Origin of the sequence: uncultured Fibrella sp. (genome assembly GCF_964250085.1) — a bacterium.
Classification (GTDB): domain Bacteria; phylum Bacteroidota; class Bacteroidia; order Cytophagales; family Spirosomataceae; genus Fibrella.
Window position 1 is genome coordinate 1,074,811 of record NZ_CAXUEC010000001.1, and the last position, 23,479, is coordinate 1,098,289.

The 23,479-nt window shown below is 50.2% G+C and carries 18 protein-coding genes and 1 tRNA gene; 15 read left to right on the forward strand and 4 right to left on the reverse strand.

Features of this window, described 5'->3' with window-relative positions; translation table 11 throughout:
* Positions 1-39 precede the first annotated feature (39 nt).
* A complete protein-coding gene (locus tag ACFE8Q_RS04280; RefSeq protein WP_375444120.1) occupies positions 40-1,857 on the reverse strand; it encodes an ABC transporter ATP-binding protein in 1,818 nt (605 codons plus the stop codon).
* 94 nt (positions 1,858-1,951) lie between these two features.
* On the reverse strand, positions 1,952-2,959 hold the full coding sequence (locus ACFE8Q_RS04285) for a gliding motility protein (RefSeq protein ID WP_375444121.1): 1,008 nt from the start codon (positions 2,957-2,959) through the stop codon (positions 1,952-1,954).
* 41 nt (positions 2,960-3,000) lie between these two features.
* Here ACFE8Q_RS04285 and ACFE8Q_RS04290 point away from each other — a divergent pair, with 41 nt between their 5' ends.
* The 3 genes from ACFE8Q_RS04290 (at position 3,001) to ACFE8Q_RS04300 (ending at position 6,306) form a co-directional block, all read left to right on the forward strand.
* A complete protein-coding gene (locus ACFE8Q_RS04290; protein WP_375444122.1) occupies positions 3,001-3,837 on the forward strand; it encodes an outer membrane beta-barrel protein in 837 nt (278 codons plus the stop codon).
* Between the two features lie 73 nt (positions 3,838-3,910).
* A complete protein-coding gene (locus tag ACFE8Q_RS04295) occupies positions 3,911-5,365 on the forward strand; it encodes a DEAD/DEAH box helicase (protein WP_375444123.1) in 1,455 nt (484 codons plus the stop codon).
* Positions 5,366-5,412: 47 nt separating this feature from the next.
* Positions 5,413-6,306, forward strand: a complete 894-nt coding sequence (locus ACFE8Q_RS04300; protein ID WP_375444124.1) for a tetratricopeptide repeat protein — start codon at positions 5,413-5,415, stop codon at positions 6,304-6,306.
* A 78-nt stretch (positions 6,307-6,384) separates the two neighbouring features.
* On the opposite strand, the gene ACFE8Q_RS04305 is transcribed toward ACFE8Q_RS04300, so the two are convergent.
* Positions 6,385-7,413 (reverse strand): toxin-antitoxin system YwqK family antitoxin, encoded by a 1,029-nt coding sequence (locus tag ACFE8Q_RS04305; RefSeq protein ID WP_375444125.1) that lies wholly within the window; start codon positions 7,411-7,413, stop codon positions 6,385-6,387.
* A 173-nt stretch (positions 7,414-7,586) separates the two neighbouring features.
* Here ACFE8Q_RS04305 and ACFE8Q_RS04310 point away from each other — a divergent pair, with 173 nt between their 5' ends.
* Positions 7,587-8,528, forward strand: coding sequence for a GDP-L-fucose synthase family protein (locus tag ACFE8Q_RS04310; protein WP_375444126.1), 942 nt, complete (start codon positions 7,587-7,589; stop codon positions 8,526-8,528).
* Positions 8,529-8,621: 93 nt separating this feature from the next.
* Here the strand turns inward: ACFE8Q_RS04310 and ACFE8Q_RS04315 are convergent, their stop codons facing one another.
* Positions 8,622-9,254: an acetyltransferase gene (locus tag ACFE8Q_RS04315; RefSeq protein WP_375444127.1), complete on the reverse strand. Its 633-nt coding sequence runs from the start codon at positions 9,252-9,254 to the stop codon at positions 8,622-8,624.
* A 93-nt stretch (positions 9,255-9,347) separates the two neighbouring features.
* On the opposite strand from ACFE8Q_RS04315, the gene ACFE8Q_RS04320 reads away from it, so the two are divergent.
* From ACFE8Q_RS04320 to ACFE8Q_RS04370, 11 genes are all read left to right on the forward strand, one after another.
* Complete coding sequence (locus ACFE8Q_RS04320) at positions 9,348-10,214, forward strand: UDP-2,3-diacylglucosamine diphosphatase (protein ID WP_375444128.1); 867 nt, start codon at positions 9,348-9,350, stop codon at positions 10,212-10,214.
* A gap of 6 nt (positions 10,215-10,220) precedes the next feature.
* Positions 10,221-11,354, forward strand: a complete 1,134-nt coding sequence (locus tag ACFE8Q_RS04325) for a glycosyltransferase family protein (RefSeq protein ID WP_375444129.1) — start codon at positions 10,221-10,223, stop codon at positions 11,352-11,354.
* Between the two features lie 160 nt (positions 11,355-11,514).
* Complete coding sequence (locus ACFE8Q_RS04330) at positions 11,515-13,938, forward strand: penicillin acylase family protein (protein ID WP_375444130.1); 2,424 nt, start codon at positions 11,515-11,517, stop codon at positions 13,936-13,938.
* 9 nt (positions 13,939-13,947) lie between these two features.
* Positions 13,948-14,307: a hypothetical protein gene (locus ACFE8Q_RS04335; RefSeq protein WP_375444131.1), complete on the forward strand. Its 360-nt coding sequence runs from the start codon at positions 13,948-13,950 to the stop codon at positions 14,305-14,307.
* A gap of 37 nt (positions 14,308-14,344) precedes the next feature.
* Positions 14,345-14,944: an OmpH family outer membrane protein gene (locus ACFE8Q_RS04340; protein WP_375444132.1), complete on the forward strand. Its 600-nt coding sequence runs from the start codon at positions 14,345-14,347 to the stop codon at positions 14,942-14,944.
* A gap of 506 nt (positions 14,945-15,450) precedes the next feature.
* Entirely contained in the window at positions 15,451-15,918 is a 468-nt protein-coding gene (gene smpB, locus ACFE8Q_RS04345) for an SsrA-binding protein SmpB (RefSeq protein ID WP_375444133.1), read from the forward strand.
* A gap of 100 nt (positions 15,919-16,018) precedes the next feature.
* Positions 16,019-16,537, forward strand: a complete 519-nt coding sequence (locus ACFE8Q_RS04350; RefSeq protein WP_375444134.1) for an HNH endonuclease — start codon at positions 16,019-16,021, stop codon at positions 16,535-16,537.
* A 226-nt stretch (positions 16,538-16,763) separates the two neighbouring features.
* Positions 16,764-18,548, forward strand: a complete 1,785-nt coding sequence (rpsA, locus tag ACFE8Q_RS04355) for a 30S ribosomal protein S1 (RefSeq protein WP_375444135.1) — start codon at positions 16,764-16,766, stop codon at positions 18,546-18,548.
* A gap of 115 nt (positions 18,549-18,663) precedes the next feature.
* Positions 18,664-18,734: transfer RNA gene (locus ACFE8Q_RS04360), tRNA-Cys, on the forward strand.
* Between the two features lie 253 nt (positions 18,735-18,987).
* Entirely contained in the window at positions 18,988-20,292 is a 1,305-nt protein-coding gene (locus tag ACFE8Q_RS04365) for a c-type cytochrome (RefSeq protein WP_375444136.1), read from the forward strand.
* 57 nt (positions 20,293-20,349) lie between these two features.
* Positions 20,350-23,463, forward strand: a complete 3,114-nt coding sequence (locus ACFE8Q_RS04370; protein ID WP_375444137.1) for a TAT-variant-translocated molybdopterin oxidoreductase — start codon at positions 20,350-20,352, stop codon at positions 23,461-23,463.
* The last annotated feature ends 16 nt before the right edge of the window (positions 23,464-23,479 follow it).

A 23,479-nucleotide genomic window follows, 5' to 3' on the forward strand; every position in this document is an offset into this window, starting at 1 on the left:
TTACCCCCAACCCCCCAAAGGGGGCTAAAGCCGCACAATTCATAAGGCATTTTCACTCGTTTCGAACTGCAATTTAACCAGATTCGCATAGAGGCCCTCGTCAAGGGCTGCAAGTTCGTCGTGTGTACCCTGCTCGGCGATCAGGCCATCGCGGAGTACATAAATCTGATCAACTTTACGAATAGTGGCCAGGCGGTGCGCAATAATCAGCGTCGTACGGTTCTGCATCAGCTCATCCAATGCCTCCTGTACAAGCCGTTCCGACTCAGCGTCGAGCGACGAAGTGGCTTCGTCAAGAATCAAAATGGCGGGATCTTTCAAAATAGCCCGGGCAATGGCGATCCGTTGCCGTTGCCCACCCGACAATTTAACGCCACGCTCGCCAACAAGGGTTTTTAGCCCTTCCGGGAATGATTCAATAAACCCAAGCGCATTGGCACGGCGGGCTGCTTCCGCAATCTCAGTGTCTGTTGCTTCAGGCTTACCGTACCGGATATTCTCTTCGATGGTGCCGCCAAAGAGCATTACCTCCTGCGGAACAATGGCGATGTGCTGCCGTAAATTCGTGACGTCATACTCGGTGATCGACTGGCCATCCACCGCAATCTGTCCGCTAACGAGTGGATAATATCGCATCAGTAACTGGGCAATGGTCGATTTGCCCGCACCGCTTTGGCCAACCAGTGCAATTTTTTGCCCGGCTTCTACACGGATAGAAACGCCTTTCAGCACCTCAATATCGGGGCGGGATGGATATGAGAAGCGAACGTTTTCAAACGAGACAGCGCCTCTGATCGGCACTGCCAGTGTTGACGGAGGGGAAACGATGTCAACTTCTGGATTTTCGTGAAGCAGGTCCAGAATGCGTTCCGAGGCACCGATCGTTCGTTGAATTTGCGCGTACAGGTCACCCATACCCGCTACCGATCCGCCAATAAAGGCCATCAGGAACAGGAAGGTGATAAGGTCGGCCAGTACCATTTCGTGGCTTATCACCAGATTTCCGCCATACCAAAGCACGCCGACTATACTGCCGAACAGGGCTGAAATCACAAAGGAGACGAATGCACCGCGGTATTTGGCGGATCGCAGGGCAATGCCCACCACGCGGCTGAGGGCCGAGCCGTATCGCTGTGCTTCGTACCGTTCGTTGGTAAACGCTTTTACCACGTTGATTGCCTGAAGCGTTTCTTCAACGATGACACTGGCATTGGCTAGTTCATCCTGCGCCTGTTTCGACATTTTTCGAATAAACCGGCCAAAAAACATGGCGGCCACAATCAGCAAAGGGAAGGTGGCCAGCATGAACAGGGTCAATTTCCAGGAAAGGTACAGAATGGCCACCGTGCCGAATAAGAGGGTGGCGATCTGCCGGAAAAACTCGGCCAGAGTCAGTGACAGAACATCCTGTAATTGCGATACATCTGACGATAATCGGCTGGTCAGTTCACCCACCCGCCGTTGCTCGAAGAAGGGAATCGGCAGTGTTACCATCCGGTTATACACCGCCCGGCGAATATCGGCCATTGACCGTTCGCTGACCTGCGCAAAGAAATAAATCCGGAAAAAAGAGAAAACGGCCTGCCCAATCAGAACGATGATGAAAAACAGGATGATCTGATTCAGCGTAAACCCTGATTTTCCATCCAGTACATTGGTTACTTCGCGAATGATCAGGCTGAAGCTTAGCGTAGTAGCCGTGGATAGTAGCAGAAACACAAACCCAACCACGTACTGCATGCGGTAGGGTTTCACGAAAGAGAACAGCCGCGCTGCCCGGCGAAGACCTGCCCCGCTTATTTTCTTTTTATCTTCTTCGGAGGCTTCCTCTCCAAAATTTTTACCTCGTTTTGCCATTTCCTCGAAATGTCATTTGCTGCGCTGTCCTTAAGTGGTCATTGATAGCTCAAACGATCAATGACCACTTAAGGACAGCGCAACAAATGACGTTTTATAATTCGTCTTTCTGTCCTTTATAGCCCGATTCCTGGAAAAGTCGTCGGGCATCTGTGGTTTTCATCAGGTCCTGTATAGAAACCTTCTTTTCGTCATAATAGCGACTGGCAATTCGCCAGCCCAGCCAGTCGCCAATGCGGCCGGGGCAACGGTTACCGATCTCAGCCGTAAAGGGTCGCTCACCCATGTATCGCTTCTTGATGTCGGCGTTGGTCTGGTAAAGCAACTGGTTATCAATAAAATGTGCCCAAACCTGGTCCTGTGCATTAAACGTTTCGGTCAGTTGGCGGTCTGTATAGCCGATGATTAAACTATCCGGCACTTCGGGCAACATGGTGCGTGTGAAAACAAGGCTTTTACCGTTATACACCATGTCGGCCAGTAGCGACTGATCGGTTTGGTCCTGCGTATTGAATCGTTCAGAGAGAATGCGAACGATAGTTGGTACAATGTATGGTTGCGCGTAACGGCGCAGGACGTATTGAGGGAACTCTTCGCCACGGGGACGGTATTTCGCCGTTGGACCAGCGAAATAATCCAGGCCAATGATGATCAGACTGTCGGTAACAACCAGGTCTGGCCCCATGAAGCCGGTAACAACGGTGGCCACGCGGGGTTGTTTAAAGGTAGGAAAGTCGCGCTTGATGTTCGTGAAAGCCTCTGAAAGCTCACCCGCTAACCGGTCGGCGTGGCCGAATTCGGTTTGGGTTTGTTCGTAAAGTACCTTCAGTTCCGGGTTGGTGATCCGTGCGGTAAGTTCATTGATCAACGCTGTATCAGAAACGGGGTTCGTCGCGTTAAAGTACAATTGAACCACGTTCTGGTGTTTCGCCAGAAAAGCCTTCACGTCAGCGGGCGACTTGCTGGAAAACAGGGCCTGATCGAGCCGTTCAATAGAGACCGACTCGGGTTTGGTACAAGAATTGACTAATATACATAAAAGAAGGCCCAGGCTGGCTGTCATTAACTGGACAAACCGGCGTGAGCTGACCCTAACTCCCATACAAGGTGGCATTTATAGCTGTCTTTGAAACGTGCAAAATTATGGAAAAAGTTGCAGCCCCCGGCCTGCTTCTTGGGGCATTCGTGGCTCTGCTGATAGCGACACCCGTGCAGGCTCAACTGCGCCGCCCAGGTACCGCACCGGCGGACCGGTTGTCAACAAAACGTCCTGCAGTTGCTATTTCGCGTGATTATGAGGAAGAACGCAACGAACGGCGGACTAACCAGACTTTTGATTTCACAAGGCCGAATGGTCGGCTGATCGAGATGAGTTTCCGGTTTGCTCCGAGCTTTTCGTACAACACGGCTGAAGGAACCGGGTCTTACAGCCAGTTTCAGACAAACGGGGTCGGGGTACGTATGAGCGTTGGCCCGTCGCTTGATTATTTCTTCTTCAGAGACAGATACGCCTTCAGTTCAGGACTGTGGTATACCATCAAACGGTCGTCGTTCGTGATTCCGGGTTCGTTCGGGCAAGATGTGTTTCGGCCTGGCCAGTCGCCCGGCGAATCGGTGTACAATCTTCAATATCTGCAAATTCCGCTGACGGTGAAAATGTATGCCAACGAAATCGGGCCGAGTCTGCGTGGGTACGTTCAGTGCGGTGGCCTGATCGACATTAAACTGGCCGAAAAACCCCTCGATCAGACTACCAATCCGCTGTATAAATACGCTACGTCGGGCGGCAGTTACCAGCGGCAGTATGGTTTTGCGGACGTTGGTGTGCTGCTCGGGGCAGGTGTGCAGTATAAAATAAATGCAGTCAACGCGGTGAATCTGGGGCTGAGCTACCAGCGCGGTCTGGTCAACGTATTTCGAAACAACTCGCTGGAGTCGCGCAATAATACGGTCGCTATCGAGATGGGGTTCAAATTTTAGACAGTAAGCAGTCGTATTTACCTCTAAGTTGAGCTTAACCCCAGCTTGGGGCTAAAGTATGTACCTTTGTGGTATGAATTCAACACCAAGTGAGCCAACGCCAGAGAAAACGCCGTCGTTTGATGACTTTGCGCTCAATCGTCAGTTACTCAACGCCGTAGCCGAAGCAGGCTATACTGAACCGACCCCCATCCAGCAAAAAGCGATTCCAACCATCCTGGGCAACCACGACGTGTTGGGCATTGCGCAGACAGGAACGGGTAAAACTGCGGCTTACCTGCTCCCTGTGCTGATGCGGGTTAAATACGCGCAGGGAACCACTCCCCGGGTACTCATTCTGGCACCTACCCGCGAGCTGGCCATGCAGATTGATCAGGCGATCAGTGAGCTGGCCAAATATACAGATATACGCCACGTAGCACTATACGGCGGTTTGGGGCCGAAAAAACAGATCGAGCAGCTACAGGCCGGGGTTGATATTATTGTGGCTACACCCGGTCGGTTTAATGACTTGTACCGGTCGGGCGAAGTGGTGACGAAAGATCTGAAAACGATGATTCTCGACGAAGCCGACAAGATGATGGATATGGGCTTTATGCCGCAAATCCGGGCCATTTTGGAGGTTATTCCCCGCAAACGCCAAAACTTGCTGTTTTCTGCTACGTTCCCCGATCGGGTAGAGCGACTGTCGTCTGAATTTCTCGAAGCGCCCATCCGGCTTGAGGTGACGCCCGAAACGATGACGGCAAAGATGGTGGATCAGGTCGTGTATGAGGTGCCTAACTTCCGCACGAAGATCAATTTGCTCAACTACCTGGTTACGCAGGAGGCATTCCAGCGCGTGATCGTGTTTGCCCGCACAAAAACCAACGCCGAGAATATCTATAAATTTCTGGCTCGAAAAGTGTTTGAAGCGGGTGAGGTTCGGGTGATTCATGCCAACAAGGGGCAGAATACGCGCATCAATTCGATGGAAGCGTTCAAGGAAGGCAACGTGCGTGTGCTGGTTGCAACGGACGTTGCCGCCCGGGGAATCGACGTAGCCGAAGTATCGCATGTAATTAATTTCGACGTACCTATCATTTACGAAGATTATGTCCATCGAATTGGGCGAACAGGACGGGCCAATCACACAGGCGAGGCTATCACGTTCGTGACGATGGCCGAGTTGTATCATGTCGAGAAGATCGAGAAGATCATCAAGATGAAAGTGCCTCGTCGGCCTATTCCTGCCGAAATTCCGGCGGTGGAAACCCCATTTGACGAACAGCAGGATATGCTGCGCGAAATAGATGAACAACGCCGAAAAGAAGATCCTACTTTTCAGGGGGCATTTCACGAAAAGAAAGAGCATCCTGGTCGGGATCGAAAAGCGAGGGCGGGTGGTGCGGCCAAAAAACGCGATCCAAGTGTTGGTCGACCAGTGAGCGCATTAAAAAAATCGTCGGCACGGCCGGGGGCAAAACCCGCAGGCCGCTCAGGCTCAGCTACGAAAGGACCAAAAAAACCACGGACTGGTCGTCGGTAATCAACGACTATGTACTAACTTCAATGCCCCGTCGTTCTACGGTAGCTATGCAATCTCATCGTAAGCAGTCAGGACTAGTCGATCAGCCATACACGTCAGGTACGTCGTTACGGGCTTGGGAAGCAACTGCCCTGTTTTTGCTGCTGCTACCTGGCCTCGCGTTTGGGCAAGCCCGAACGCCGGTAATGGTTAAAGCGACAAAACAGGCACCGGCGAAAGCATCGGAAGTACATACGCCGGATAGCCACACCGCCGATTTATCGACGGCGCAGGCTATGGCGTCGGTCAATGCCGAGTCGACGAAGAAAGCGGTCGTTGCCGAGCGCGTTGTCGACGCGCGCATCCTGCCACTTTTTGGCGAACGGTCGAAGTCACCTGGTCAGATCGAGGATGAAATTCATTTTCTGAATGATTGCGACCAGAATTTTACGTCGCGGGAAGAAGCGAGTCAGTTTTTCGCTTCACGGGGTTGGGAGTACATTGCCGAGGCGCAACTGGATACGGCGGCTTATCGATTCAATCTGGCTTACATTCTGAACGATAAAAACCCCGATGTGTATTGGGGACTGGGCGTGGTTTCTTACCAGCGCAATCAACTCACAGACGCCGTTCGTATGCTGAAACGGGGCGTAGCTCTATCAGACACGAACGCCATAATGATGACCGATCTGGCCACGGTGGAACTGGAACAGTATCAGGCTAAATCGGATACGGCAAGTCTGGAAGATGCCCGTGAACACCTGCAAAAGGCACTTTTCCTGCGCCCTGATCACGCTACGGCTTATTCAAAGCTATCAATCGCCAGCTACCTGCAGGCAGATTATCGCTCAGCCTGGATGTATCTACACAAAGCGTACAAAATTGAGATTTCCAGCCTCGATCTAACGTACCTACAAGAACTGATAGCCAAGCAGCCCGACCCGCTAGGGATATTTAAGTAGGGTAACACGGACTTGAGTCCGTAAGTAATAGCAATGCAATCAATGGGCTATTACTTACGGACTCAAGTCCGTGTTACGTTATTGGGCTTCTTCTTCCTCGTCGTTAGCGGTGGCTTTCTCTTTGGGACGTTCGTACGTCAGCTTCCCTTTTTCGTCCCATTCAGATAGAACAACAGGTTCGGCATCAGTTTCCCAACGATCGCGGGCGTATTGCGTAACCCGGCGGCGGAACGCGCGGCTACCCGTGGCATGGTACTCTGTCCAGCGGCCTACTTTTACGCCATTATCATATTTGCCCTCTTCGGCCAACTGTCCGTTCTGGTGATACGCCAGGTACGTTCCTTTTAGCTTTCCATATTCGTACGGAAACACTTCTTTCACCTTTGTATGGGCCGAGTCGTAGTACGTAATCTGCGCATCGGCCGGGAAGCCACGGCGGTACTTTAGCTTTTCGATGAGCATAAATTTGGCGTCGTACTTTTCCCAGCGGCCGTCTTTCGCGCCGAGGTAGTAAAACCCTTCCTCCACCAGGTCGCCGTTTTGGTAGCGTTTATAAGGCCCGTGCATCAGGTAAACGCCATTCTGATCTTTTGCTAACGCTCTGATTTTGGCTTCTTTAGGGCTATATCCAAATTTCTCGCGTACGTATGGACTGGGATCCTGCCAGGTTTTAAGTACGTTGAACTCCTCTACGATCGTCCGGTCGCCGGAGCCGATTTTGATAAACTGACGGACCATCGGGAAGCCTTCGTAGTCGGTCTTCGAGACCTTCTTTTTCTCCCGTTTCTCACCTTTGTTCTTTTTAAAGGAGTTGAGTTTCAGTCCTAAATCCGGGATGCTGCTGCCGAGCATGTTACTCAGCATACTACCCGACGAATCTTTCCTGGGAAGTCCCGGCAAACCATACGCTGTTGTCGACAACGGATCGGCCACTACGGCTGACGAAACGCCTGCCTGCTCGGCCACTTTTTTCAGGAAACTGCCTTTCTGTTTTTTAGGAACAGCTACAGGTGGTCCGCCTGCTGTGGTCAATGCAGAGGGAGCTGTTTGGCCAATGGCCACAGACGTTATAAGCAGAAAGAGCAAGAAAAGTCTAAAACGAGACATGAGTAACAATTAATGTGAATAAAACTCCAAAGGCTTGGTTTATGAGCAGACGGGAGTTATTGGGTATGTCAAGCCTGTTAACTTTGTACCGTTACGGATGCAACGCGTTATCATAACGAATATTTCACAAAAAAGGGCCCAACTACACGGAACAGGCCACGGATTCATTCACAGTGGAAAAACAGGCTAAAATTTATGTCGCTGGTCACCGGGGTATGGTGGGTTCGGCAATTGTTCGGCAACTACAGGCGGGCGGCTATACAACTATAATTTCCCGCACCTCATCGGAACTCGACCTTCGTAATCAGACAGCCGTGGCTGACTTTTTTGCCGAAGAAAAACCCGATTACGTGTTTCTGGCTGCGGCTAAAGTGGGCGGCATTCTAGCCAACAACATTTATCGGGCCGATTTTCTGTACGAGAATCTGATGATCGAGGCTAACATTATTCACAGTGCCTATCAGCACAATGTGACTAAACTGTTGTTTCTCGGCTCATCGTGCATTTATCCCAAGATGGCTCCTCAGCCATTGAAAGAAGAGTCGCTATTGAGTGGCTTCCTGGAGTCGACCAACGAGCCTTACGCGATTGCCAAGATTGCGGGCATCAAACTATGCGAATCGTACCGGATTCAGTACGGAGCCAACTTTATTTCGGCCATGCCAACAAACCTTTACGGTCCAAACGATAACTACGATTTACAAGGCTCACATGTATTGCCTGCCCTTATTCGTAAGTTTCACGAGGCCAAGGTGAACGGTCAGCCGTTTGTTGAAGTATGGGGAACGGGTTCGCCGCTACGCGAATTCATGCACGCCGACGATCTGGCCGAAGCCTGCGTATTTCTGATGAACAACTACGATGGCGAGCAGTTTGTCAACGTCGGAACGGGCGAAGACCTGACCATTCGTAGTCTGGCCGAAATGGTGAAAGAGGTGGTTGGTTTTGACGGAGAACTTCGCTGGAACACCGATAAGCCTGATGGCACTCCCCGTAAACTGATGGATGTGTCGCGCCTCCACAGCATGGGTTACAAGCATAAAATCGACCTGCCGGAAGGTCTGAAAAAAACCTACCAGGATTTCCTCAACAACGAGGAAGTGTATGTAGGGTAAAGAAGAGTCCAAAGTTTAGGGTTGAAAGGTCCAAAGTTGCTTCGCAGATTAGTCGAGCAACTTTGGACCCTTGGACCTTGAACATAATTTCGCTTACAATCCCTTCGCCGGGTTGCCGAACACGGTTGTGTTCGCAGGTACGTTCTCGACAACTACTGAACCTGCACCGACGCGGGCGTTTTTGCCAATAGTTACGCCGGAAACCAGTACGGCTCCGGTGCCAATGTAGGCACCTTCTTCCAGGGTAACGCCACTATTAATGATGGCACCCGGCCCCACCTGTACAAAATCGTCGAGGGTAGCCCGGCTGTCGACAACAGCGCCGGTCAGAATCAGACAATGCTGCCCTATCGTTGCCATGGGGTTTATAACCGCCCGGGCAGCAATCAGATTGCCGTGACCAATTGTAGCCAGTGTAGACACTACAGCCGTGTCGTGAATGGCATTGACGGGTTGTGTTTTACGGCGTTCATTCAGCAGTTTCACTAACTTCCGGCGTACCCGCCCGTCGCCAATAGCGATAAAGGCTTCCGTTTTTGGGCCGATCAGTTTCAAAAAGCCATCATCGTCGGTATCACCAAGAACGGATACGACGCCAAACTCCTGGCCGTGCAGCGCTTTATCGTCATCGAGCAGGCCGTAGACAACGACTGAATTGCGTTGAAAAATGTCCAGGGCGGTGAGGCCGAGGTTACCGGCTCCAAAAATCAATACGGGGTTTTCCATGCGTAATAAGTAGGCAATATTGGGACTTATATCGTCTTGATTTGATAATCAGTAGATAAAAACCAGTTCATATGTAGCGGGTAAGTTTGGATCATGAAACAGGCAACGCTGTTCAGGACCATTGTGTTATCCGACCTGCATCTGGGCACGGCCGGATCGAAGGCTAAAGAGGCGACGGATTTTCTGAAATACCATTCGTGCCAGAAGCTTATTCTGAACGGCGACATTATCGACGGCTGGCAACTGCGTCAGCACGGGGTCTGGAAGAAAAAGCACACTGCTTTTTTTAAGGTCGTTTTAAAGCAAATCGTTCATCACGATACCAAAGTCATTTACCTCCGGGGTAATCACGACGACTTCCTTGATCAGGTATTACCCCTACACGTCGGTCGCAATTTTCGCATTCAGCGGGATTACCTGCTAAAATCACCCAGCACTACTGGCGAACGCAGTTTTTATGTCACTCACGGTGATGTATTCGACTCGATCACCTCGCATATGAAGTGGCTAGCCTATCTGGGCGATATGGGCTACACTTTCCTGCTTTGGGTCAATAAGCTGTATAATCAGTACCGTAGCTGGCGGGGGCTGCCCTATTATTCACTGTCGCAGACGGTGAAGCAACGAATCAAATCGGCGGTTAGCTACATCTCTGATTTTGAGGAGAAACTGACCGAATTGGCCCGCGCCCGCCATTGCGACGGTATCATCTGCGGACACATTCACCAGCCCGCCATTCGGCAAATCAACGGCCTTATCTACATGAATTCTGGCGACTGGGTGGAGTCGCTCAGTGCGCTGGTTGAAGATCATGACGGTAACTGGAATTTACTGTATTACTCATCAGATATGGCCGTGGGCCCCGGTAACGTACCTGACGATACCGACGAAGGTATACAAGTGGCTGATGATGAGCCAATTCAGCAAGTAATTATAAGCGAAGTATTTACAAAACGCTAACCAACTATGCGCTTCCTATTTGTTATTCAGGGCGAAGGCCGGGGGCACTTGACCCAGGCAATTTCGCTGGCCCAAATTCTTCAGGCGGCTGGCCATGAGGTGATACGGGCCATGGTTGGTTTAGCCGACAGGCGGCCTATTCCTGCTTTTTTTGCCGAACAGTTTCCCGCTCCGCACACACCCTTGACGACACCTGAGCTGATTTATTGCCCCAACACGAACCGCCTGAATGTAGGCGCAACCGTGCGTCGGGCGTTTACGCAGCTAGGTACGTTCCGAAGCAGTATGCGGCAGTTGCACGAAACCATTGAACGCGAACAGCCCGATGTGGTCGTCAACTTTTTCGAGTTGCTCTGTGGCTTGACCTATGCGTTTCATAAACCGACGGTTCCGGTAGTCAGCGTAGCGCACCAGTTTATGGCGCTGCACCCTGATTTCCCATTTCCAGCTAAAAAATGGCTCGACAAATTGTCATTTCTGGCGCTGGTACGCCTGAATGCCATTGGCTCTACGGAGCTACTCGGTTTATCATTCGATCAGCAGGCCGACGTACCTGAGCGACGTTTGCGGGTGGTGCCACCACTGTTGCGCAATGAAATTGGCGCACTCAAATCAACCAGCGAGTCTTTTTTTCTGGCCTACACTACACAACCTGGTCTGCGTTCGGTTGTATATGGTGCTCACCATCAGCAGCCTGGGCAGGCGTTGCGTTACTACCACGCTGGTATTGGTAATCCAGAAGAACAGGTCGACGATACGCTAACGGAATGCCAGCTTGATGGGCAGCGGTACCTGACCGATATGGCGCGGTGCAAGGCGGTGATTACAACGGCTGGTTTTGAATCTGTTTGTGAGGCTATGTATCTTGGCAAGCCTGTATTGATGATGCCGCAGCCCAATCACTATGAGCAGGCTTGTAATGCCCTCGACGGACAGCGGGCAGGAGCAGGGGTAGCGTCAGATACGTTCGATTTAACGCGCTTAATCGGTTACCTGTCTCAACACGACGCCAAGTCCACCAAACGGTTCCGGCAGTGGCAAAGCCGGGTTAGTGGCTTGTTTCTTGCTTCGCTGAGCCGCGTAGCCAGCCCACAGAAAACGGGGCAGTCGCAACAGAATACGGTTATCAGTTATCAGTGATTTTAAAGTCGTACATGGCACCAGCCGTGTAGCAGAGTAAGCGAGCTGAACGTGCTTATTTTTCTGATTACACGGCTGGTGCCATGTACGACTTTACCGTCACTTATACTTGATAACTGACAGGAATTGCGCAATTTTGGCCGAAATCGGTCAACCTCCTATGCGAATCCTGAAAGCCCTACTTTCCATCGTTATTGCCATTGCGCTTATTTATTCCCTCAATCGTAGCTGGGGTGCCGTTCCAGCAGTTGGGCCGTTGCTTAGTCCGTTTACCGGTTTCTGGCAAAATGCCGAAAAACCGGATCAGCTTCAGGAAGCTGAACTGGAGATTGACGGTACGCGCGAGCCCATTGAGGTTGTCTTCGACAGCCTGCACATTCCGCACGTCTTTGCAAAAAATGACTACGACGCCTACTTCGCGCAGGGGTATCTGACGGCCCGCGACCGATTGTGGCAGATGGAATTTCAAACGCACGCCGCCGCTGGTCGCCTTTGCGAAATTGTGGGTGACCGGGCACTCGAACTGGATCGCTACAATCGTCGCCTGGGTATGGGCTTCGCCGCCGAGAAATCGGCTGCATTTATGATGGACGACCCACGCACTAAAGAGACTGTTGACGCGTATACGGCTGGTATCAACGCGTATATTGCCCAGCTTAAGCCCGCAGATTACCCACTCGAATACAAATTGCTTGGGTATGCACCCGAGCCCTGGAAGCCAATAAAATGCGCTTATTTCCTTAAATACATGTCGGGCGTGCTGGCATTGGGGGCTGATGACGTAGCCATGACCAACATATTGGCTAAATACGGCCCTGATGTTACCCGCGACCTGTTTCCCGATTACCCGCGCAAAGAAGATCCGATTATTCCGGTTGGGACGAAATGGAATTTTCTGCCGGTTTATTACCTGAAGTCGCCGATGAACCCCAAGCCGGGAAAAGGTGATTTCGCGATAAATTGGCCTCGCCATGACCCGGCAATTGGCTCAAACAACTGGGCGGTTGGGGCTGAAAAGTCGGCCACTGGTTACCCCATCCTGGCCAATGACCCTCACCTGTCCCTTAGCCTTCCGTCTATCTGGTATATAATTCAGCTACACACGCCGACCATGAACGTGATGGGAGCGTCGATGCCCGGTTCTCCCGGTATCATTGGAGGCTTCAACGAACATATTGCCTGGGGAGAAACCAACGTAGGGTCTGATGTACTTGACTTCTATAAGATCAAGTTTAAAGACAATTCCCGTCAGGAATATTGGCACGATAACAAATGGAAGCCCGTTACCCGTCGCATCGAAACGGTGAAGATCAAGGGTAAACCCGATGTGGTCGATACCGTATTATATACGCACCACGGCCCTGTCATGTACACGCAGGGGCAAAAATCGTACGCGAAAAATTTCCCCGTTGGGTACGCGGTACGCTGGGTCGCTCACGACGCGGCCAACGAACTATTGACATTCTACCTGCTTAACCGGGCCAAAAACCACGACGATTATCAGGCAGCGTTGATTCCCTATGGTTCGCCGGCACAGAATTTCGTGTTTGCCGACGTAAACAAAGACATTGCCATTTCGCCAAATGGTCGGTTTCCGCTGAAGAAAAAAGAGCAGGGCAAATTCCTGCTCGATGGCACCAATCCGGCTGATGACTGGGTGGCTTATATTCCTGCCGTTCATAACCCGCATGTGAAAAACCCACCGCGCGGTTTTGTGTCCTCGGCCAATCAGTCGTCGACCGACCCAACGTACCCATATTATCTGAACTGGCAGTTTGCGCCGCCAGAGCGTGGCATGCGTATCAATCAGCGGCTGACCGCTATGGGCAAAGCGACCGTCGATAGTATGGCAAAACTCCAATATGATAATTACAACCTGCGTGCAGCTACGCTATTGCCTAAATTACTGACTCAGGTACGTCCAGGTACGTTGTCGGCACAACAGCAGCAGGCGTTGAAAACGGTGCAGCAGTGGCGGTTCAACAACGACATTGCCGAAGTGGGAGCCACCATTTTTGTTGAATGGGAAAAACGATTTATGGATGCGCTTTGGGCTGATGATATGCCGGATGCCGACACGCTGCCCATGAAAATGCCCTCGGCCGACCGGACGATGCGCCTGATAGATGAGAATCCAACGGCTAAATGGGTTGATGATACCCGGACGCCTGCCCGCGAAACTCTGGCCGATATTGTGACCCGAAGTTTCCAGATTACAATCGATACGCTCACCAGGCGGCACGGCCCGCAAGGGCAGAAGTGGCAATGGGCCACTACTAAGGCTACCCGTATTGCCCACTTGGCTCGGCTCGATGCGCTGAGTGCTATGAACGTTCAGGTTGGCGGGGGCACGTCGGTGGTGAATGCTACGACTACGCGCACGGGGCCTTCGTGGCGATTGGTCGTGGCGCTGGGGCCAACTCCACAAGGATACGCTGCCTTGCCCGGTGGTCAGTCAGGAAACCCGGGAAGCCACTATTATCTGAATATGCTGGAGCCCTGGCGACAAGGCAAGCTTACATCCCTTCAATTTTTGGCGGTACCTAAAGCCACAGGTATCTCTGTTCACTGGACATTGAAATAAAAGAAACTCATGATTCCTATTCTCTTACTTGCGCTGCTTAGCCTTCTTGCACAACTGGTTTTGCCCTGGTGGAGCATCGCTCTGGTGGCGTTCGCGTTTTGCTTTGGCCGCCCGATGAGTGGCGGGCGTGCTTTTCTCTATAGTTTTTTGGGCATTGGGCTTGTGTGGTTGGTGTATGCGCTGTTGCAGCATCTACAATCGGGAGGAATTCTGACAAGCCGGATGAGCGAGGTAATGAAGTTGCCTGCCAGTCCTATCTATTTGCTGGTGATTACGCCTATACTCGGTGGTCTGGTTGCCGGTTTCTCTGGAATGGCGGGTTACTGGGTACGTCAAACCGTATTACCGACCGTAGCTGTAAAGTCGTAGCTTTGTCAGTACAAACCATCTCATAATCATTTAGCTCGTGAAGAATGCATCTCTGGCGATCAATGTTGTGCTCGCCATCGCCGTAGCCGTACTGTATTACCTCCATTTCAAGGAGCATAGCTCGGATACTGACCTGAAAGAAACCGCCAAAGTTGTTGAAGGCCGCAAGATCGTTTACGTCAACATTGATTCGCTCGCCGGCAATTATGACTACTTCAAAGACACCAGAAAGGTGCTTGAAAGCAAGCAGTATCAGTTGGAAAACGATATCCAGAGCCGTGGCCGGTCGCTACAGAATGAAGTAGCCTTCTTTCAGCAACGCGCCCAAACGATGACTCAGGAGCAAGGGCGTGCTGCTCAGGCATCTCTTGAGAAAAAAAATCAGGATCTAATGGCTTATCGTGAGCAGGCCGCCCAGGGGTTGGCGGTTGAAAAAGCCAAAAAAGATGAAGAACTGTATAATCAGATATTCGACTACCTGAAGAAGGTGAACGGCCAGAATAAGTATGAACTCGTACTCGGTTATCAGAAAGGAGGAAACATCCTTTTTGCCGACGCCGGTAGCGATGCAACCAAACGCATCATCGACGGTCTGAACAAAGAATATAAAGACAAGCAGGCTGCTGCTAAAAAGTAAGCCAATGACTGTTTAATCTTTTTTGTAAAAAAAAGCCAGCCTGTTTCCGGGCTGGCTTTTTTTATGGCATACATTTTGTGACACATTGATGTCGATTACATAAAGGGTAAGTGGTTTGATTTTTCATATAAAAATGGTCATTTATTGGCTTTAATGCTGGAATTAACCGGTTATTGACCGGTTCGGCATTGTTTTTGCCTAAAAATTAATGCCTCCGTTGCTATCTCCAAGAGATCAACGTCTACATCGCTTTGGCTGGTCAATGCCGTATTGGGTCCTGAGGCTGTGGCTTCAATGCCATAGTCAAGCGCAAGTTTGGCTATGAAACGTTGGCCAGCCGAGCGACTTTCTAACGGTTTAGCGAGTATTTGGTAAACTTTCCGAACCCTGGTCCCATGACCGGGGTTCTTTTTGTTTACAGGCCGTCCAGGTACGTTGTCCCTGCATACAAGACCTGCTTCGGTTTTTAATCGATTACATTATTACCACCTACTGATCTCCTATAAATGGCCACTACATCGATTGTTAAACAGGTTGATATCCGAAACCGAAGGGCTTCTTTCGAATATGCGTTTCTGGAGACATACACAGCCGGTCTTGTGTTGACCGGTACGGAGATCAAATCGATTCGGCAGGGGAAAGTAAACCTTCAGGATGCCTACTGTCTGTTCCTGGGCGACGAATTGTATGTCCGCCAGATGAGCATATCTGCTTATACGGAAGGAACGTACAATAATCATGAGCCGCTGCGGGATCGTAAATTGCTGTTAACCAAGCGTGAACTGCGGAAACTATCGGAGAAACTGAAAGATCAGGGGCTAACAATTGTGCCAGTCCGATTGTATACTAGTCCAAGAGGTTTTGCTAAGCTCGACATTGCCCTGGCTAAGGGTAAAAAGATGTACGATAAGCGCGACAGCATCAAAGAGCGTGATGTTACCCGAAACATACAACGTGGTGAGTATGATGTGTAGATAAGGTCGAGGGCAAACAGAAATTTTACGGAGCGTCGGGCTTTGGTAAATGTGGATAAGTATGTAAATTGCTACGAAACAGAGGACTTACAACCGACACATGGGCAGGAAAGTTTTAGTCTTAAATCAAGATTACAGTGCGCTTAGCATCTGTTCCGTTCCTAAAGCGTTTTTGCTGGTTTACCTGAGCAAAGCCGAACTTGTCGCCGAATCGGAGGCGCTATTTCTCCGCACCGTTGATAAGGAGTTTCCAATGCCAACTGTTATCCGACTTCATCGTTATGTACACCTGCCTTATAAAGGTGTTATGTTGACCCGGCAAAACATTTTCAGGCGTGATGGTCACCTATGCCAATACTGCGGCACTACCGATGACCTGACACTTGATCATGTGGTTCCCAAATCGAGAGGCGGAAAAACGAATTGGGACAACCTGCTGACAGCTTGCAAGCGTTGCAATTCCCGGAAAGGAGATTTTACACCGGAAGAGGCAAACATGCGGATGCGCCACAAACCATTCAAGCCTTCCTTTATCGTTTTCCTTCGCGAGTTTTCGGGCGTATTGGATGATAGCTGGATGCCTTTTCTGAGCAATAAGCGAGAACGCATGTATGACTGATCGAAAAACCCGGCCTGAAGCCGGGTTTTTTATTGACCGTGAATTAGTTAACAAATTCAACGTTCCGAACCTTTTCTGCGTCAGACTTGCTATCTTTGCAGTCCTTTTCGCAAGGAAACCGTTTAAGGTAACCGTAGGTACGCTGGCGGTGAGTTATGTTTAATCAAATTTCAGTTTGCCCTGACCTGGCATTCTGATGTAAAAGTGGGTCGCTTTATACTTTTTTATGAGCAAATCGCAGCAAACTGCAAACTTGCCCGAATTTGATTGGGATCGGGCAGACAACAAAGGATTCGGTAGCGGCTATTCCGCCGACGAGCGGTCACGTATGGAGGAGATGTACGGAGGTACTCTCACCGAAGTAAACGAAAAAGATGTAGTAACGGGTACGGTCGTAGGGATTACTGACCGCGAAATTCTGTTGAACATCGGCTTTAAATCGGACGGCCTCGTGCCATCATCCGAATTCCGGGATCTGCCTGACCTAAAAGTTGGCGATCAGATTGACGTGTACATCGAAAACCAGGAAGACACGAATGGTCAACTGGTATTGTCGCGTAAGAAAGCCAAAGTAATCACTGCCTGGAAAAACATCCAGAAAGCGCTGGACGAAGACCTCGTTATCGATGGTTTCGTAAAACGCCGGACCAAAGGTGGTTTGATTGTAGATATTTACAGCATTGAAGCCTTCCTGCCAGGCTCACAAATCGACGTTAAGCCGATTCGTGACTTCGACATTTATGTTGGCAAGAAGATGGAAGTGAAAGTGGTGAAAATCAACTACGCGAATGATAACGTAGTGGTTTCGCACAAAGTCCTGATTGAGAAAGATCTGGAAGCACAACGCGCTCAAATCCTGAACAACCTTGAGAAAGGTCAGGTACTGGAAGGCGTGATCAAAAACATGACCAACTTCGGTGTCTTCATCGATCTGGGTGGTGTTGATGGTCTGTTGCACATCACCGATATTTCGTGGGGCCGTATCAGCCACCCATCGGAGGTGCTTACGCTGGACCAGCGCGTAAACGTGGTGGTACTTGACTTCGACGAAGAGAAGAAGCGTATTTCACTCGGTATGAAGCAACTCCAGGCTCACCCCTGGGATGCGCTGACCGAAGACATTCAGGTTGGGTCGAAAGTGAAAGGCCGGATCGTGAATGTGGCCGATTACGGTGCGTTCCTCGAAATCATGCCGGGCGTAGAAGGGTTGATTCACGTGTCAGAAATGTCATGGTCTCAGCACCTGCGTAACCCGCAGGAATTCCTGAAGGTAAATGACGAAGTTGAAGCCGTTGTGTTGACGCTCGACCGTCAGGATCGCAAGATGTCGCTAGGCATTAAGCAACTGACTGCCGACCCCTGGACTCGTCCAGACCTGACGTCGAAATATGCTGTTGGTACTCGCCACACGGGTATCGTTCGTAACCTGACCAACTTTGGCTTATTCCTGGAACTGGAAGAGGGAATCGACGGCCTGGTACACGTATCAGATCTGTCGTGGACCAAGAAGATCAAGCATCCGTCGGATTTCACCAAAGCTGGCGAAAACCTTGATGTAGTTGTTCTTGAACTGGATGTCGACAACCGTCGTCTGGCTCTTGGTCACAAGCAGCTTGAAGAGAACCCATGGGATACGTTTGAAGATACGTTTACTCTTGGTTCGGTTCACCGTTGCACCATCCTGTCGAAAAACGACAAGATGGCGACGCTCGAATTGCCATACGGTATTGAGGGCTTCTGCACCCTGCGCAATCTGGCCAAAGAAGACGGTACAATCGCTGAAGTAGGTGAGTCGCTTGATTTCCGGGTAACTGAGTTCTCGAAAGAAGACAAGCGGATCATGCTATCGCACACACGTACCTGGCAGGATAAGAGCGAGTCTGCGAAAGAAGCGAAGCCTAAAGCGGCCAAGACTACACAGTCGACCTCAGCTCAGCCTGAGCGTGGTGCTACGTTGGGCGACCTTAGCTCACTTGCTGCGTTGAAAGAGCAGATGGAAAGCAAAAACTAATCGCTTTATAATCTGATCTGATTACGAGTTAAAAAGGCGTCTTTCACAGAAATGTTGAGAGGCGCCTTTTGTTATTTAAGGCGAATGGCGTACGTTTGCAGTCCCAAACCAACAGGGTTCCGTGGCCGAGTGGCTAGGCAGAGGTCTGCAAAACCTCGTACAGCGGTTCGAATCCGCTCGGAACCTCATTATGAAGTAGCCGCTAAGTAGCTAATACTTAGCGGCTAATTTTTTATAACAGACTTGCTGAACATACTGTTAGTACTACAGAAAAGATAGACTTTAATTAGGTCTAGTATAGATTGAATCTAAGTAGAAAAAGTGGCCTTAAATAGCTTGGAACGGACTTTTGTATTCTGGCGATCGTGGCTTACTTTTGTGGGCCGATGAGGTACATAGGTCAATTATGAAGGTGAAATTTGATTATAAATTAGTCGTTATGAGCCGTTTATCTAAGTTTTGCGGAGCGTTGACACTGGCAGCTTTCCTGTTATTTCAAGGTGGGCAGATGAACGCGCAGGACTCTACAGCAGCTCAAGGGGGCGGGGGCCCGGCAGCAGCTACGCCAGCAGCGGGTGCTGGTGGGGGTGGAGATGTAGCCAAAGGCAAAGAGTTGTTTGAGAACAACTGTAAAACTTGCCACAATGCAAATGCTGAAGCACTGGTAGGCCCCGGCCTGGCGGGTGTTCGGCAACGTACCCCCGGCGATGCCTGGTTACAGAAATGGATCCGGAATTCGTCGGCCTTGATTGCGACAGGTGATGCCTACGCGGTCAAGATCTTTAATCAGTACAATAAGACCCAGATGACCTCATTCACCAACTTCTCAGATGGTGATATCAAGAGCATTCTGGATTACATTGATTCTGAAAGCGCGCCAAAACAGGCAGCTTTACCAGGTACTGTAGCACCGGCTGGTGGAGGACCAACTACAGCGGCAGCGTCGTCGGGACCATCTGAGTTGTTCACGTTTGTACTGGTTGCACTCCTTGTTGTGATGTTGCTGGTACTGGGCGTTTTACTCGTCATCGTGACAATCCTATCTAAGGCCGTTACGCCTCAAACGGGTGATGCTCTTGTCGGTACGCAGACAGCACCACTTGTGCAGCGGTTACGCAATGGTCTGGTCGGTGCCGTTAACAACTCAACCATACGCTCTGTTGCGATCTGGTTGTTCCTGTTTGTAGCAACGAAGATGTCGATTGATGGCCTTTATTCGATTGGCATTCAGCAAGGCTACGCGCCTAAACAGCCAATTGCTTACTCGCACAAGCTTCACGCAGGGCAATACAAAATCGACTGTAACTACTGCCACGTTGGCGTCAACAAAGGGAAGTCGGCTACTATTCCTTCGGCCAACATCTGTATGAACTGCCACGGTGTAATCAAGAAAGAGTCGCCTGAGATTCAGAAGATTTACGCCGCTATTGAGCAGAACAAGCCTATCGAATGGATTCGGGTGCATAATCTGCCTGATCTGGCTTACTTTAACCACGCTCAACACGTGAACGTTGGTAACGTTCAGTGCCAGACCTGTCATGGAGAAATCCAGAAGATGGAGGTAGTTGAACAGCGTTCATCATTGACGATGGGCTGGTGTATCGACTGCCACCGCAAAACGGAAGTGAATACGAAAGACAATGCCTACTACGATAAGTTGGTTGCATTGCACCGTAAAGAGACAAAAGAACCATTGAAGGTTGCCAACATTGGCGGCCTGGAATGTTCAAAGTGCCACTATTAATTTCTCAATCACTACGAAGTATCAGCCAAACAGAGATTCTCTGACTGGATTAAGTATATGGAACAAGTAACCAAACGGTATTGGAAGGGTGTTGAGGAGTTGCGCAATGACGCTACGTACGTTAAAAACGCACAATCAGAGTTTCCTGAGCCTTCGGGAAGCGATCTACAAAGCCTGCTTGACGGTACCAATGCTCCCCGCCGGGACTTTTTGAAAACGTTAGGTTTCGGAATGGCAGCCGTTTCACTGGCTGCCTGTGAAACACCCGTACGGAAAGCTATTCCGTACTTGAATAAGCCTGAAACGACATTTCCTACAATTTCTGACTATTATGCGTCATCGTACACAGATGGTGGTGATCACGCCAGCATTTTAGTTGAGACACGGGAAGGCCGACCTATCAAAATTGAAGGCAACCCCCTGTCGAGCATTGCTAAGGGAGGTACCACGGCCCGCGTTCAGGCATCGTTATTATCGTTATATGATAATGAAAAACTGAGAGGACCGAAGCGTGGCGAAACAGATATTGACTGGGCAACAGCTGATAAGGAAATTATCAGCCAACTGGCCACTATTGCTGCTCGCGGTGGTGCCATTCGGATTGTTACATCAACAATCGCCAGCCCATCAACTAAGGCGGTTATCGCTGATTTTGTTGCGAAGTATCCTTCGGCTCGCCACATTATGTATGATGCCAATTCGGTATCGGGCATTATTCAGGCAAACCAGGCGTCGTTCGGTAAGGCGGTTGTCCCATCATACGATTTCAGCAAAGCCAAAACGATTGTTAGTATTGGTGCTGACTTCCTGGGTACGTGGGTTGCTCCACTTGATCATGCCATGCCGTACGCCAAGACACGTAAAATTGGTGCAGTAGGTGGTGGTAACAAAGAGATGTCCCGTCACTATCAGTTTGAGACGATTATGTCGATGACTGGTGCTAACGCTGACTATCGGGGTACGTATAAGCCTTCGCAGGAAGGCCTGGTTGTTGCCAGTCTATATAACAAGGTAGCTGCCAAGTTGGGTGCGCCTGCGGTAAGTGCTACTGCGGTGACCGTTCAACACCTCGACAAGGCCGCCGCTGATTTGATTGCTTCGCGGGGCGCTGCTCTCGTCGTGGCTGGCTCAAATGATCCGAACGTTCAGATCCTTGTTAATGCGCTGAACAGCCTGTTAGGTAGCTATTCATCAACGATCAACCTTAATGTGCCGGTAAACTATCGTCAGGGGAATGATCAGCAAATGAACGCGTTCATCGACGAACTGAAAGGCGGTCGTGTACAGGCGGCTATGTTCTACATGGCCAACCCTGTGTATGATCACCCACGGGGTGCTGAAATTGCTGACGCTCTCCCTAAAGTTGGTCTATCGGTGTCATTTGCCGATCGGGCTGATGAAACAGGTTCGCTGGTAAAATACATGACACCAGCGCCTCACTTCCTGGAGTGCTGGAACGATACCGAGCCTAAGACAGGCTACTATAGCTTAACGCAACCTGCTATTACGTACATCTTCAAAACTCGTCAAATGCAGTCGAGCTTGTTGACATGGGCAGGGAAAAGCAACGATTTTCAGGAGTACGTTCGCAGCTATTGGCGCAACAATATATTCCCTAAAGCATCAGGCTTTGCTACATTCGACGAGTTCTGGATTAAGTCTTTACACGACGGTGTGTTCGAGCCGGCTTCAGCGGTACTTGTTCCATCAGGCGCAACGTTTGCCGGTAATGTAGCTGCTGCAGCAACGGGTATCAGTCAGCGTTACAAACCTACTACGGGTATTGAAGTAGCCCTTTACGAGAAAGTAGGTATGGGTAATGGCTCGCAAGCCAACAACCCCTGGATTCAGGAGTTTCCTGATCCTGTATCGAAAGCATGCTGGGATAATTATGCTGCCGTTTCTCAAAAGACAGCTACGGACCTTGGCGTTGAGCAAAACGAACTGATTAAGGTTGACGTGGCAGGTAAGTCTATTGAGCTACCTGTATTGATACAGCCAGGACAAGCGGATCAAACGGTAGCTATCGCTATTGGATATGGCCGATCAAAGTCAGGCAAATGTGCAAATGGCGTGGGCCAGAACGCGTACCCACTTGCTTCTATCTCGGGCGGAACGGTAAGTATGTCGGCCGTTAACGCGTCGGTTAGCAAATCAAGTGGTCGTCATGACATTGCCCAGACCCAAACGCATGAGACCGTAATGGGTCGTCGGGCTGTATTGCAGGAAGGTATTCTTGCCCGGTACAAGAAAAATCCGAAAGAAGGTCGTTACGAGCCCAAGGTGGAAACATCAGAAGGCCCGGTAGAGCCAACAGATATTACGTTGTGGCATGGTTACGGCAAGCCAAACCACTCGTGGGGTATGGTTATTGACCTGAACTCATGTATTGGTTGCGGTGCCTGTGTGGTTGGCTGTATTTCTGAGAACAACACACCAACAGTAGGTCGTGACGAAGTGTTAGCTCGTCGCGAGATGCACTGGATGCGGATTGACCGGTACTACAGCAGTGATGCCGACTTCGAGAATATGGGTGCTATTGAAGGGTATCGTGCACTTGAAGTAGCGTCGGCTAATCCTGAAGTAACATTCCAGCCGATGTTATGCCAGCATTGTAGTAACGCACCCTGCGAAACGGTTTGTCCTGTATTGGCTACCACGCACAGTACGGAAGGTTTAAACCAAATGACGTATAACCGGTGTATTGGCACTCGTTATTGCGCGAACAACTGTCCGTACAAGGTGCGTCGTTTCAACTGGTTTAAGTACCACGACGAAGATAAGTTTGATTATCAATTCAATAATGACCTGGGTAAAATGGTCATTAACCCCGACGTTACTGTCCGTGCCCGGGGGGTTATTGAGAAGTGTTCTTTCTGTGTGCAGCGTATCCAGGAAGGTAAGCTTACAGCTAAGAAAGAACGTCGTCGCCCATTGCCAGATGAAATTCAATCAGCGTGTGCTCAAGCCTGCCCAACAGATGCGATCATCTTCGGTGACATGAACAACCCTGAAAGCACAATTTCTAAGGTGCTGGAAACGGAATTAAATGAACGCGCTTTCCACGTTCTGGAAGAGATTAACGTTCGCCCGCAAATTGCTTATCTGACCAAAATCCGTAATAAGGAGGAAGGACCAAAGCAAGAAACTACTCAGAAAACAGAAGCGTAGGTCAACGTACTATTTG